This is a genomic window from Rothia uropygialis (assembly GCF_004137765.1).
GTDB lineage: Bacteria > Actinomycetota > Actinomycetes > Actinomycetales > Micrococcaceae > Rothia.
This window is the reverse complement of sequence record NZ_NOIS01000003.1, coordinates 167,512-181,246: the sequence shown is the minus strand read 5'-3', so window position 1 is coordinate 181,246 and position 13,735 is coordinate 167,512. Positions and strand designations below refer to the sequence as shown.

Here is a 13,735-nt window from a genome sequence, read left to right as displayed (position 1 = left end):
GGGCATCAGGTGTAAGATGGGTCAACACTTCGAAAAATATGAGGGCAGCACCATGACGAGCGAGAGCAACGCAGAAGTTGCCGATCCCCGTATCCTCCATACGCGTCGAGCCTTCAAGCAAGCACTTCTCGATGCGGCCTCACCGAAATGGGATTGGAAAGTCTCGGTCTCCGAGCTGTGCAAGAAGGCGGGGGTTTCCCGGCCGACGTTCTATCAGCATTTCACGACGGTGGACGACGTCTATGCGGAGCTTCTGCATGATCGACTCGTAGACATCGCCCACCCCGAGATGTGGCACAAAGGTGCCGGGGTGCCCCGGGACAGCGAGCTCGTTTCATTCTTCGAGGATCTCCGGGAGGTGCCCGGGTTCTACGAACCTATACTCGGTGGGGACGAAGTCTTCGGCAAAGCACGGAGGGCTTTCGTCCACTGGGTTGCCCAACGAATAGCCGAGTCAGTATTCGACACGGCATACGAGGACCTGAATGCCGAGGCCCGCCAGCGAGCGCTCTTCATCGCAGGCGGCATCGTGGTCACGATGGGTCACTGGATTTACTCGCCGGACCCGTGCACCAGGGTGAGTGCCGTTGAGATTTCTCGACAGGTCAACTCGTACATCGCGGCGCTGTCGGTGCGGTTCGAGCCTGCGACGGGTGATGCCGGCCCGGAGGGGGCGGCCTGAGGAGCTTGGGGGGACCGAATCCGAGGTTGTGTTCTGGGCTCTGGCGAGACGGGGATCGCTATTCGGCGGGAAGCGGGTCTCCGTCCACATAGAACCACCGGCCGTTCTCGCGGACAAAACGGCTGTCTTCCCTCTGGGCGCCTTTGACGCGCTTGTCTGAGGGAGTCCCGGGTTGGGAGCGATAGTGGGCTGCGAATGCGACGCGGGCGGTGTCAGCGAACGGGCCACCGGCGGTTCGGAGAATGTCCAGGCGTTGCCATCGAATCGATTCGTCCATCTCCAGCGATGCCGGCCGGGTGCTCGGGTGCCATGTGGACAGGAGATAAGCCTCCTTGGACATTGCGAAAGCCGTAAAGCGGGACCTCATCAGGGCCTCGGCGGTGGGAGCAGTGTTGCGGCCCGTGATGAGCGGGCCGCAACATGCGCCGAAAACCTCCCCTGTTCCGCAGGGGCATCGCTGACCGTCGGAAATCAATGCCATACGAACCAGGGTACCGGCACACTATGAGGTGGCTTGATGGATTATCACAGGGCAATTCACTTCATGGGTGAATCTGTCCTGCCTTGCTTTGGGTGTCGAGAAGTAGCTGCAACACACGTTGAGCAACAAGGGTCCCTGCCTCGAGATAGTGGGGTGCGAAGTTCGCCGAAGTATCGTCGAGCTCCAACGTAGCTTCTTCGATGGTGCGGTGCTTTCGGCGGGGGTTTCGCTTACCGGACCGCCCTCGAGGCGCGTCGTCTGAGGGCCGCGGACAGGCAAGTCAGCTCGTCCAGCCCTGGATCACGCCCATCCCGAAGTAGGCGATGAAAGCCACGGAAACCAGGTACATGAGCGGGTGAACTTCCTTGGCCCGGCCCTGAACCACGCGGATAAAGGTGTAGGAGACGAATCCGGCGCCGATGCCGTCGGCAATCGAGTAGGTGAACGGCATCATGGCAATCGTCAAGAAAGCCGGTATGCCGAGGCCCCAGTCGTCCCACTTCACATGGACCGCTTGGCGGACCATCAGGAATCCGACCACGACCAGAGCCGGGGCGACGGCCTCGAACGGCACGATGTTGACCAAGGGGGAAACGAACATTGCCAGCAAGAACATGATTCCCGTAATGACCACGGAAAAGCCGGTGCGGGCGCCCTCTCCGATGCCGGTCGCGGACTCCACGAAGATTTGGGACGAGGATGCCGACCCGGCACCGCCTGCGATGGATCCGACTGCGTCCACGGTGAGAACCCGGTTGATGTCAGGGATCTTTCCGTCGTCGCTAATGTTGTGGGCCTCGGTCGCGAGACCGACGGACGTGCCCATCGCGTCGAAGAAGACTGAAAGCAAGATTGCGAAGACCATCAGGGATGCCGCCATCCCACCGAGGGTCTGGAATGCGCCGAACATGTCGAAGTTGCCGATCAGGGACAGGTCGGGCATTCCCACCCATTGGTGGGGAATCTCGGGGGACACGAGCGACCATCCCGTCGGTTGATCTGTGGAAGACCCCGCCGGTGCCACGGCCTCAAGGATGACGGACAGGATGGTCGAGATGATCACGCCGATCAGGATTGCACCGCGCACATTGCGGATCATCAGGGCAATCGTGAGGAAAAGGCCCACAATGAAAACGAGAATCGGCCAGCCGATAAGGTCGCCGTTGACGCCGAAAGAAACCGGAACAGTGGTGCCGGAGGAGTCGGGCATGCGTCGAATGAATCCCGCATTGACGAAGCCGATGAGCGAAATGAACAGGCCGATGCCCACGACGATGGCGGTCTTGAGAGACTGCGGGACAGCGTTGAAAACCGCGGTTCGGAAACCGGTGAGGACCAGTAGAAACATGATGATACCGGCCCACACCACAAGACCCATGAGGTCGGGCCATGTGAGATCGGGCGTCGTCGCGATGGTGGCGGCCAGAAAGGCGTTGATGCCGAGGCCTGCCGACATGGCGAACGGGTGGTTGGCGATCACCCCCATCAGGATGGTCATGACACCCGAGATCAGAGCGGTTGCCGCTGCCACGCGGGCGAGGCCGAGTTCCGAACCGTTGGCATCGGCAATGATGCCGAGGACCAGTGGATTCAGGACCACGATGTAGCTCATCGCGAAGAACGTGGCCAGGCCGCCCCGAATTTCGGTGCCAACGGTCGAACCGCGTTGCGTGATCTTGAAGAAGCGGTCGAAACCGTTTCGGGGACGGTTGGGGCGGCTGGGAGCCGCGGTGTTCTCAGAAGTCATTCGTGAAAATCCGTAGATACTCTCTCGATGGATGGGGTTGGGGTGCCTGGGGGTCGACGCCGACCGCGTTCTCGAAAACCGGGGTCGGCCACGACGTGGTCCGATTCAGCCGCCTCAAAAGGTAGAGGCGTCTCTTCTATCCCAAGCTGAGGGAGAAGCGACGCCGCTACTGGTGAGTCTAATGCATTGAGCTCAGGGTGAAATTCCGGTTGGGGAGACTAAGGACGGGCCAGGCGGGGCGTTCTCCCGGTCTTCCGCAGCGGCGTCGAGGTTCCGCAGACGTACCGCCCCGGTCCTGGAACCGTCCTGATTCGGTGCTTCCCCAGTTGCTTCACGAGCCTCATTCGGGAGGAGTTTTTCCAGAACCGACCGTTTCTTCCTGCTGTCAGGGTTATGACCTTGGGCGCTCACGGCTAGGGTTGAATCATGACTTCTACGCCGGAATATCGTTCATTGGGCAATTCGGGACTCGTCGTCTCCAGCGTCGGATTGGGGTGCAACAACCTCGGTCGTGCCGGAACACCGACCGAAACCCAAGAAGGCACGGACGCGGTTATCAAGACCGCGGTGGACTCGGGCATCACTCTGTTCGACGTCGCGGACGTCTACGGCAAGGAGCCCGGAACCTCTGAGCGGATGTTCGGCCGAGCGCTGAGCGGGCTGGGCAGCGCCGCGGATGATGTCGTGGTGGTGTCGAAATTCGGTATGGACATGCAGGGGGCAAACGGCGCGGATCACGGTGCTCGTGGCGCTCGCCGATACATCAACCGGGCCCTGGATGCTTCCTTGGAACGCTTGGGCCGCGACCACATCGACCTGTACTTCTACCACACACCGGACGGCATCACCCCGCCGCAAGAAACCCTTGCGGCTCTGGATGACGTCGTTCGAGCAGGCAAAGTGCGTTATATCGGCACCTCCAACCACGCCGGGTGGCAGATCGCAGACGCAGACCATCTGGCGCGCGCAACCAACGGGACCCGGTTTGTTGCGGCCGAGAACCACTACAACTTGCTCGACCGCCGCGCCGAACTTGAAGTCCTCCCCGCTGCCGAGAGGTTCGGAATCGGTGTACTCCCGTATTTCCCCTTGGCCAATGGGCTCCTGACGGGCAAATACCGGAACGGCAAGGCCCCGGACGGGTCACGACTGTCCCATTCCAAACCGGGTTTGCTGGAATCGACCAATTGGGAGCAGATCGAGCGCTTTATAGCCTTCGCCGAAGAGCGGGACCTGAGCCCGCTGGAGGTCGCTTTCTCCTGGTTGGCTTCGCGTCCGCAGGTTTCCTCGGTGATTGCCGGAGCGACATCGCCGGAGCAGGTCCGCACCAACGCTGCTTCCGCCGCATGGGTTCCGGGCGAGCAGGACTTGGCCGAGCTCGACGAGATCTTCCCGGCACCGGAGAAGATCGCGCTTTTCTAGAGAGCGGCCTTCGCGGCCTCGACGACTGCCTGCCGCACCCACCTGGGGGATCTCCCATCCAAGGCGAGGGAGGGGGTCGGTTGTCGCAGGGAAGGCATCCTTGAATGCTTGGTTCCATCAACCCGGTGGCCAAGTGCAAGGACTCGACCAGTCGCGCCGACGTCCAGCTCATGCGTGCAAATTCCGAGTGGGCAAAAGTGGCCACGTCGGATGCAATGGCACCTCAAGAGAACCGACGATCCGGCCCTATCCTTCCCGGGAAACCTTGAGATCACTGTTGAGTCGTTTAATGCGGGTCCCCTGGGCCGACTGGGTATGGTCATGCACCGGTTTGCCGGAGGGGGCACGGAGGTGCTCGATGTTTCGGTGGGCCCCTCCATGCCGAACTCCTTGACGACCAGTCCAATACCAAAGACATCGCGATCCTCGCGTGCGGTCCCTCATCTATCTGAGTCTGCACATGCCTGCATACGAGTCGAAACCGGTGAAGGGCCCCTTTCTCAAGTAGGAGGTCCTGACACAAGACAGGTCGTTGAGGGAGGGTTCCTTGCCCTCGCCCGATTCTAAGTTAATTTGTCCGGACAAAGCCTGGACAGGTCATCCTGAGCAAGCTAGTTTGTTCTACATCACATTTTTCACTAGCACGAGCTAGTTCAAGGTCGGTTCGGGTGGCCTCACTTCCCGATCGCCCAATGGACAAAGGAGTCTGCGATGTCAACATCAGCGGCCGATAGAAAATCTCCAAACCTGCCACCACTCGTTCCCGGGGCATACCGACGACGTCTGGGCCTCATGTCCGTCATTGCCTGCTTCGGCGGATTGCTCTTCGGCTATGACACCGGCGTAATCAACGGTGCATTGCGCCCCATGGCCGAAGAGCTCGGGCTCACCGCACTGACCGAAGGCGTCGCAACAAGCTCGCTTGTTTTTGCCGCGGCCATCGGCGCTCTCTTCGGCGGACGCATCTCCGATGCGATCGGTCGGCGGAAAACCATTATTGTCCTGGCGGTTCTCTTTTTCCTGGGAACCGTGATTGTGGTCTTCACACCGAACGTGGCGGTGTTAATCGTAGGTCGTATTTGCTTGGGTCTTGCGGTCGGAGGTGCCTCCACGGTGGTGCCCGTGTACCTCGCTGAGCTTGCTCCCTACGAGATCCGCGGTTCGATCACTGGCCGCAACGAAGTCGCCATCGTGATCGGCCAGCTCTCTGCCTTCGTCATCAATGCGGTTCTGGGCAACACTCTGGGGCACCTGGATCACGTGTGGCGCTTCATGTTCGCGATTTGCGCGATTCCGGCGATCTGTCTCTTCATTGGGATGCTCCGCATGCCAGAATCGCCGCGATGGTTGGTTGACCAGGGCCGAGATAAGGAAGCTCTCGCGGTTCTTCAAGGGGTACGCCCGGAGGGTCGCGCCGAAGCAGAACTCCTTGACGTCGAGGAAGTCGCGCATGAAGAGAAGGAGCAGCGAACCGGCCTGAGCGCGATCTTGACCAACAAGTGGTTGCTTCGCATCCTGCTCATCGGAATCGGTGTAGCGATGGCCCAACAGCTGACCGGTATCAACTCGATCATGTACTACGGACAGATTGTCCTGATTCAATCGGGCTTCGCGGCGAACGCTGCGTTGATCGCCAACATCGCACCCGGCATCGTTGCCGTGATCGGTGGGTTCATCGCTTTGTACATGATGGACCGCGTGGATCGACGTAAGGTCTTCACGATCGGCCTGACCCTCACTACCTTGTGTCACGCGCTCATTGGAGTCTCGTCTCACTGGATTCCCGAGGGCAACCCGTTGCGCCCCTGGGTGCTCCTGTTCCTGATCGTCGCCTTCGTGGCGTCCATGCAGACCTTCCTCAACGTGGCTGTCTGGGTGTGGCTCGCGGAAATCTTCCCCTTGCACATGCGCGGCGTAGCAATCGGTGTCTCAGTGTTCTTCGGTTGGACGACCAACGGATTCCTGGCCCTGTTCTTCCCCCAAATGGTCGAGGGCATGGGGATGACCGGCGTGTTCTTCCTCTTCGCGGGCATCAACCTGCTCGCCCTGATCTTCGTGCGAACGCAGGTCCCCGAGACCCGCGGGAGAACCCTGGAGGGCCTCGAAGAGGACGTGACCACGGGCGAGATCTACATCGTCAACAAGTAGTCGCCGACTGACATATCAGACCGTGGTCTTGGTACCCAGGATTCTCTCGACGACCGTGCCAAGATGAGATTCATGACCACCGAAGAAGCTCCGGCGTCCCCCAAAAGGAGGTCGCGGGCCCAACCTCCCACCATGAAGTCGATCGCGGAGCACCTTGGGGTCTCGCGCCAGCTCGTGTCCATCGTGTTGCGTGATCAGCCCGGCGCGAGCGAATCGACGCGAAAGCGCGTTCGGGAGGTCGCCCGCGAGCTCGGCTACTATCCGGACGCATCTGCCCGGGCGCTCCGGGGCAAACGGACCCGCCGTCTGGGGGTCCTCTTCTCGATGCGTCAGCCATTCGAAGTGGACCTGGTTGAGTCGCTCTTCGAAACGGCCAGGGCAAGAGGATTTTCCCTGATCCTTGCACCGCTGACCCCAGGGCGCACCCAGGACGACGCCGTGGCCGAACTCCTGGGGCAGCGAGTCGAAGCCATCTTCGTGCTGTCGACGGAGGTCGACGGTACCCAGGTGAAGCGTTTGCCCGTAGCCGTCCCCCACATGGTCCTGGGCGGGCCACGAAGCGACAGTGCCAAGGGCGACTTTCGCGTGGACGATGAGCTGGGTGTTCGCCTTGTCATGCATCATTTGGCGGAGCTGGGGCACCAAAGCATTTGTTATGTTTCAGGCGGCCGAGGATACAGCCCCTTGCTGCGTACGACGGCCTATCAACAGGTTATGGCGGAGCGTGGGTTGGAGCCCGATATTCTGGAGGCGGATTTCACCGAATCCGGTGGGGCGGAGGCGGCGCGTGCGATTCTGTCGCGCACCGTTTTGCCGACGGCGATCCTGGGCGGAAATGATCGCTGTGCCGCCGGTATTCTCGCAACGCTTGCACGGGCGGGCGTGGGTGTTCCCTCGGAGGTATCCGTGGCCGGTTTCGACGACAGTAGCGTCGCGCGCCTCGCGTTCATCGACCTGACCACCGTGGGGTACGTCCCGTCCAAGCTCTCGGAGCGCGCCGTCGATGCGATGGTCGAACTCTTGGACAATCCCGAGAGTACGAGGAAATCTCACCGTGAAGCGCCGTACCTCATCGAACGCGGAAGCACTGCGGCACCGCGCGCGGCCGACTGAACGCCCCGACGCCAAGACGGATATTGCCGGCTGACCTCTCTGTCTATAGACGGTCGTCGGATAGCCGGACTAGTGTTGGCACCCTCATAGCGGTCATAACCCCGCGGAAAGCAGGAACCCTGATGAGCACCCCCATGATCGCTCTGGTGACGGGCGGCAACAAAGGAATCGGCCGTGAAATCGCGAGCCAGCTCGCAGACCTGGGGCACACCGTGATCATTGGAGCACGTGACCGTGAGCGCGGTCGTGAAACGGCGGCCGAACTCCGGGAACGCGGAGGTGAAGTCACAGCCGTCGTCCTCGATGTGACCGAATCAGCCTCGGTGGCAGCGGCGGCGAAGACGGTGAAAGAACAGTACGGTCACCTCGATGCGCTGATCAACAACGCTGGGATCAGCAACCAACCCGGGGCCGACTTTTCCGGTCAGGCGCCTCGAACCGCCGATGTCGATCACATTCGCTACGTCTTCGAAACGAATGTGTTCGGCGTTATTACCGTCACCAGTGCTTTTCTGCCCCTCCTTCAGGTCTCGAAAACGCCGCGGATCGTCAACGTCTCCAGCAGTGCTGGATCATTGGCGGCGATCTCCGACTTCTCGAGTCCCGACCCGATCGCACTGGGGTATGTGCCGTCCAAGACGGCTCTGACCGCGGTAACGATCATGTACGCGCGTGATCTGCAGGACGACGGGATTCTGGTCAACGCCGTGTGCCCAGGGTTCATTGCCACGGATTTGAACAATCACCACGGCACAGGAACGCCACAGGACGGCGCGCGCCAGGCCGTGGCCATGGCCACGATCGCCGCCGACGGGCCGACCGGTACGTTCACCGACATCAATGGTCCGGTTGCCTGGTGACCGCAAGACACAGCCCCCGCTCCAGACCTCAGCCTGGGCGGTCGGGGGCTGTGTCCTCCTCCTGACCAGCGGCGCTAGCGGACTCCCGCTTGGTCCGCGGCGTCGAAAAGCGTCTTGGCGGCCAGCCGAAGTCCTTCGATCGCGTCCATCGACGTGTCCTCGTGCTCAATATTCACGCACATCTGCTCACCCGTGATTTTCTCGACTTCTGCCAGGGCGCGAAGGAACTCGGCCCAGTAGTCGGCGCCGTGTCCGATGCCGACCGCCACGAAATCCCATGCCGAATCCTGTGGCCACTCATTGGCATACTCGTCGCCGCCCATATGCGTGCGCTTCTCGTCCGGCCCGAGGCGGCGGAAACGCTCGTCTAGTACCCCGTAGATCGCAGCGTTCTCACGGTTGACACGGATGTCCTTGGCCGCGGCATGGAAAACCAGGGGCCCCAGCCAGCGAACGCATGCGACAGGGTCCATCTGCTGCCAGAACAGGTGCGATGCGTCGAGCTCGACGCCGATGTTGGTCGCGCCGATCCGCTCCACCAGACGGCGTGCTGTCGGTGGATTGAATACGAGGTTCTGAGGGTGGAGCTCCAAGGCGACCTTGACGTCGTTCTCCCTGGCGAGTTGGTCGATTTCGGTCCAGAACTCGCTCGCTAGGTCCCACTGCCATTCGAGGGAGTCCAGGGCGTGGGAACCCCAGGTGTTGACGTTCCAGGCGGGGTAGCGGCCGTCCGGGTCCGATCCCGGCAGGCCGGACATCGTGACGACCCGCGTCTGGCCCAGGGCGGCAGCGGCCCGAATTGAGCGTCGGATGTCCTCTGCGTCCTCCGGGCCGATGGCCGGATCGGGATTGAGCGGATTCCCGTTACAGTTCAGGCCCAAAATCTCCAGGCCGCGATCCTCGAACTGTTTTAAGTAGTCACGGGCGGCGGCATCGCTGCCAAGAATTGTGTCGATCGGCAGATGAGCGGGCGGGAGGAAGCCTCCCGAGTTGACTTCCATTCCGTCCAGACCGAGCTTGGCCACTTCGTCGAGTGCTTTGTCGAGGGGGAGGTCGTGGAGGATTGCGTTGTACACGCCCAGCTTCATGGCAGGCTCCTTTGCAGTCGGGGCGGGAGCAGGTGATGAACACCGAGGGGTGCAGAAGTAACTCCCGTCACGCCAGAGTACACACCATGACGTAGTTTGTCTGTACAAAACATTGACAGGACAAAGTTCGATGAGGCACCCTATAGGGAGTAAGACGGATCACTCCGGTGGTCCGAGGCGCACCGCCAGGCGAAGCGATCAGTCCGACTGCGGGCAGGACGCTCTCGCGGAAGACGAACCACGGGAAGGACCGGCCAGCTCATGAGCTATGACCTGCTCACCATGGGAAGAATCAGTGTGGATATCTACCCCAATGACATCGGAGTGGGCCTGGGGGATGTGACGTCATTCGGCAAGTACTTGGGAGGCTCGCCCTCGAACGTGGCGGTCGCGGCGGCCAAGCACGGACGCAGACCTGCCGTGATCACCCGGACCGGCAACGACCCCTTCGGCGAGTACCTTCACCGTGAACTGAAGCGCTACGGCGTCGACGACGCCCACGTGGCCCCCGTGGAAGGCCTCCAGACGCCCGCAACTTTCTGCGCGATCGTGCCACCCGAGGACTTCCCCCTGTATTTCTACGGCCGTTTCCCGACCGCCCCGGACCTGCAGATCAAGTCCGAGGACATCGATACCCAGGCCGTCAAGGATGCGCGAATCTTCTGGTCCACTGTGACCGGTCTCTGCCAGGATCCGAGCCGGTCGGCTCAACTCCATGCGCACCAGGCCCGTCCCCGCGAGGAGCTCGGGGACGACCAGCACACGATCCTGGACCTGGACTACCGCCCGATGTTTTGGGACTCGATCGAGGATGCGACCCGACAAGTTCGAGAGAACTTGAAATACGTGAGCATTGCGATCGGAAACCGTGAAGAGTGCGCCGTGGCCGTGGGCGACGGATCGCCTGAAGAGCAAGCCGACCGTCTGCTCGAGGCCGGCGTCAAGATCGCCGTCGTCAAAATGGGCTCCAAGGGGGTCATGGCGAAGACCGCAGCTCAGACGGTAGTCTCCGAACCCGTTGCCGTTGAAACCAAGAATGGTCTTGGTGCTGGCGACTCCTTCGGCGGAGCTTTCTGCCACGGAATTCTTTCCGGTTGGGAGCTTCAGCACGTGTTGGATTTCGCGAACGCCGCCGGCGCCATCGTCGCATCGCGCATCGCATGCTCGGAAGACATGCCGACCACGGCCGAGGTTCTGGGACTGCTGAACGAGCGCGGAAGGGGCTTCGCAGCATGAGCAACGCGCAAAAGCAGGCGGAAAGCCCCCTGTTCCGCTTCCCGGAACCGGAGATTGGTTCGACCGACCCCACGCGGTACGAGAGCCTGACCCGGATCCGACTCGAGGACCCAAATGCCGTACAGCGTGCCGCCGATGTTCGCACTCGTCACGCCGGCATCGTCTACGGCAAGCAGAACTTCATCGTGGCCGCAGACCACCCAGCCCGCGGGGCGCTCAAGGTGAGGGAAAATCCCCAAGCCATGGCGGACCGCCGCGATCTCCTGGACCGTCTGCGGGTTGCTTTGCAGAACCCCGCGGTCGACGGAGTCCTGGCTTCTCCGGACGTCTTGGACGATCTGCTCCTGCTGGGCGCATTGGACGGAAAGCTCGTCTTCGGTTCGATGAACCGAGGCGGCCTTTCCGGGCTGACCAACGAGATCGACGACCGCTTCACCGGCCATAGCGCGGAGGTCCTCAAGAAGCTCGGCGCGGACGGCGGCAAGATGCTCACACGCATTCACTACGAGGACCGGAACACCACGGCAACACTCCAGGCCTGCGCCGAGGCAGTGAACGAACTGGCCGAGAACGGTCTTTACGCCATGGTCGAACCGTTCATCTCGACCACCAGGAACGGTGGGATCGTCAACGATCTCAGTACGGAAGCCGTGGTCAAATCCGTCGGTATCGCCTCCGCATTGGGCGCATCGAGCGCCTATACGTGGATGAAATTGCCGGTCGTCAAGGACATGGAACGGGTCATGGCTTCGACCACGTTGCCCACCGTGCTTCTCGGCGGCGACCCCACATCCGCACCCGATGAAATATTCGCAACCTGGCAGGACGCTCTGGCGCTGCCGGGAGTCCAGGGACTGACCGTAGGACGCACGCTTTTGTACCCGGAGGACGACGACGTCGCCGGCGCCGTCGCAACTGCGGCTTCGCTTCTGCAGGACAAACGGAAATAGCGCGGAGCAAGAGAGGACCTCATGACTACTCAGACAATGACCGTCGGGCAGGCGCTCGTTCGCTTCCTGGGACAGCAGTACACCGTGGACCGCGTTGGCAACGAGGAATACCGCGAGCGGACGATTCCCGGTATGTTCGGCATCTTCGGGCACGGAAACGTCGCCGGGGTTGGCCAGGCGCTGCGTCAGTACCAGGGCCAGGATCCCAGCATCATGCCCTATTACCAGGGTCGCAATGAACAAGCGATGGTTCATCAGGCCACCGGCTACGCGCGCCACACTCGTCGTCGGGCGACCTACGGTTCGACGACATCGATCGGCCCGGGCTCCACGAACCTCGTGACGGGTGCGGCTCTCGCGACGACGAACCGGTTGCCGGTGCTTCTGTTTCCCTCGGACGTCTTCGCCACACGGGCGACCGACCCGGTCCTTCAGCAGCTCGAACGCCCGGACGCGTACGATATCACCGTCAATGACACCCTTCGTCCGGTCTCCCGGTACTTCGATCGTGTGTGGCGTCCGGAGCAGCTGTTCTCCGCGCTCCTTAACGGGATGCGAGTGCTGACGGACCCCGTCGAAACCGGCGCCGTGACCATTGCACTGCCGCAGGACGTTCAGGCCGAGCGCATCGACGTGCCCGAAGAGTTCCTGGCCCAGCGCGAATGGCGTATTCGCCGCCCGGACGCTGAGGACGAGGACATTCGTGCAGCGATGGACAAGATCCGCTCGGCCAAGAACCCGGTCATCATCGCAGGCGGCGGTGTTCATTACGCATTCGCTGTAGACGAACTCCGCACTTTCGCGGAAGCCACGGGAATCCCAGTCGCCTATACGCAGGCCGCGGTCGGCGTGATGGACTGGGATCATCCCTTGTGCCTGGGCGCGGTGGGCTCGACCGGTTCGACCGCGTCCAATGCTCTGGTCGCCGAGGCCGACCTGATCATCGGTATCGGCACGCGGTATGAGGACTTCACAACGGCTTCCCGCACCGCTTTCCAGAACGCCGACGTTTCCTTCGTCAACATCAACGTCGCCTCCTTCGATGCCTACAAGCACGGAACTCAGGTTCCCGTCGTCGCGGACGCCCGCAAAGCCCTTCTGAAGATGAACCAAGCCGTCTCCGGCTTCCACGTCTCGGAGGAATTGTCCGAGCGGGTCACCGAAGAGAAGAAACGATGGGACGAGATCGCGGATTCGGCGTTCGCCGAGAGGTACCGGCCGCTGCCTTCGCAGAACGAGATCATCGGTACCGTCAACGCTGCGATGGACGACCGCGACGTCGTGATCTGCGCGGCAGGATCCTTGCCGGGTGACTTGCACAAATTGTGGCGCGTCAAGGACCCGTACGGCTATCACGTCGAATACGCGTTCTCCTGTATGGGCTACGAAATCGCCGGCGGGCTGGGCGTGAAACGCGCGAGCCTGCACGAGAGGGACGGCCGCGACGTCGTCGTGATGGTAGGCGACGGTTCTTACCTCATGATGCATACCGAGCTCGTGACCGCAGTTGCCGAAGGCATCAAGTTGATCGTGGTGCTGATCCAGAACCACGGATACGCCTCAATCGGAGCGCTCTCGGAGTCTCTCGGATCGCAGCGATTCGGCACCAAATACCGGTACCACGACGACGAAAGCCAGTCCTTCGATTCGGGCGATACCTTGCCCATCGACTTGGCAACCAATGCCGAGTCCTTGGGCGTGAAGGTCATTCGGGTCGAATCCGGCGAGAACGTCGGACAAGATCTGGGCGCAGCCGTCCAGCAGGCGAAAGCGGCCCCTGAAGGTTCCGGCCCGATCCTGATCCACGTGGATTCGGATCCGATGATCGATGCTCCGGACTCTGAGTCCTGGTGGGATGTTCCGGTTGCTTCCGTTTCCGAACTGTCATCCACACAGGACGCTTACAAAGTGTACGAAAACAAGAAATCCACGCAGAAGCCTCTCTTGGGCTGATCAGTGGATTTCCCAACCCCGTCGAGTGCAAGAATTTGGCTCTAACTCTCGTGAG

The 13,735-nt window shown here is 61.5% G+C and carries 11 protein-coding genes; 8 read left to right on the top strand and 3 right to left on the bottom strand.

Annotation, left to right across the window (positions count from 1 at the left end; translation table 11 throughout):
• The first annotated feature begins 52 nt into the window (after positions 1-52).
• Positions 53-682: a TetR/AcrR family transcriptional regulator gene (locus EWV35_RS07590; RefSeq protein ID WP_165168440.1), complete on the top strand. Its 630-nt coding sequence runs from the start codon at positions 53-55 to the stop codon at positions 680-682.
• 58 nt (positions 683-740) lie between these two features.
• Here the strand turns inward: EWV35_RS07590 and EWV35_RS07585 are convergent, their stop codons facing one another.
• On the bottom strand, positions 741-1,163 hold the full coding sequence (locus EWV35_RS07585; protein ID WP_129660063.1) for a YchJ family protein: 423 nt from the start codon (positions 1,161-1,163) through the stop codon (positions 741-743).
• Positions 1,164-1,443: 280 nt separating this feature from the next.
• Positions 1,444-2,910, bottom strand: a complete 1,467-nt coding sequence (locus EWV35_RS07580) for an NCS2 family permease (protein WP_129660060.1) — start codon at positions 2,908-2,910, stop codon at positions 1,444-1,446.
• Between the two features lie 426 nt (positions 2,911-3,336).
• Between EWV35_RS07580 and EWV35_RS07575 the strand changes: the two genes are divergently transcribed.
• The 4 genes from EWV35_RS07575 (at position 3,337) to EWV35_RS07560 (ending at position 8,453) form a co-directional block, all read left to right on the top strand.
• Positions 3,337-4,332, top strand: a complete 996-nt coding sequence (locus tag EWV35_RS07575; RefSeq protein ID WP_129660057.1) for an aldo/keto reductase — start codon at positions 3,337-3,339, stop codon at positions 4,330-4,332.
• A 711-nt stretch (positions 4,333-5,043) separates the two neighbouring features.
• The gene (locus EWV35_RS07570) at positions 5,044-6,480 is read left to right on the top strand and encodes a sugar porter family MFS transporter (RefSeq protein ID WP_129660055.1); all 1,437 of its coding nucleotides are present in this window, start codon (positions 5,044-5,046) and stop codon (positions 6,478-6,480) included.
• A 72-nt stretch (positions 6,481-6,552) separates the two neighbouring features.
• On the top strand, positions 6,553-7,593 hold the full coding sequence (locus tag EWV35_RS07565; RefSeq protein WP_165168438.1) for a LacI family DNA-binding transcriptional regulator: 1,041 nt from the start codon (positions 6,553-6,555) through the stop codon (positions 7,591-7,593).
• Between the two features lie 122 nt (positions 7,594-7,715).
• Positions 7,716-8,453: an SDR family oxidoreductase gene (locus EWV35_RS07560; protein ID WP_129660049.1), complete on the top strand. Its 738-nt coding sequence runs from the start codon at positions 7,716-7,718 to the stop codon at positions 8,451-8,453.
• Positions 8,454-8,527: 74 nt separating this feature from the next.
• On the opposite strand, the gene EWV35_RS07555 is transcribed toward EWV35_RS07560, so the two are convergent.
• Positions 8,528-9,541 (bottom strand): sugar phosphate isomerase/epimerase family protein, encoded by a 1,014-nt coding sequence (locus EWV35_RS07555; RefSeq protein WP_129660046.1) that lies wholly within the window; start codon positions 9,539-9,541, stop codon positions 8,528-8,530.
• Positions 9,542-9,802: 261 nt separating this feature from the next.
• Here EWV35_RS07555 and iolC point away from each other — a divergent pair, with 261 nt between their 5' ends.
• Genes iolC through iolD form a run of 3 tightly spaced genes read left to right on the top strand, consistent with a single transcriptional unit; the run spans position 9,803 to position 13,680 of the window.
• On the top strand, positions 9,803-10,777 hold the full coding sequence (gene iolC / locus EWV35_RS07550; protein WP_129660043.1) for a 5-dehydro-2-deoxygluconokinase: 975 nt from the start codon (positions 9,803-9,805) through the stop codon (positions 10,775-10,777).
• Positions 10,774-11,727 carry a Cgl0159 family (beta/alpha)8-fold protein gene (locus tag EWV35_RS07545; protein ID WP_238654276.1) on the top strand — a complete coding sequence of 318 codons (954 nt, stop codon included), beginning with the start codon at positions 10,774-10,776 and terminating at the stop codon, positions 11,725-11,727. The genes iolC and EWV35_RS07545 overlap by 4 nt, the downstream gene beginning before the upstream one ends.
• A gap of 36 nt (positions 11,728-11,763) precedes the next feature.
• Positions 11,764-13,680 (top strand): 3D-(3,5/4)-trihydroxycyclohexane-1,2-dione acylhydrolase (decyclizing), encoded by a 1,917-nt coding sequence (gene iolD / locus EWV35_RS07540; RefSeq protein WP_129660994.1) that lies wholly within the window; start codon positions 11,764-11,766, stop codon positions 13,678-13,680.
• Positions 13,681-13,735 lie beyond the last annotated feature (55 nt).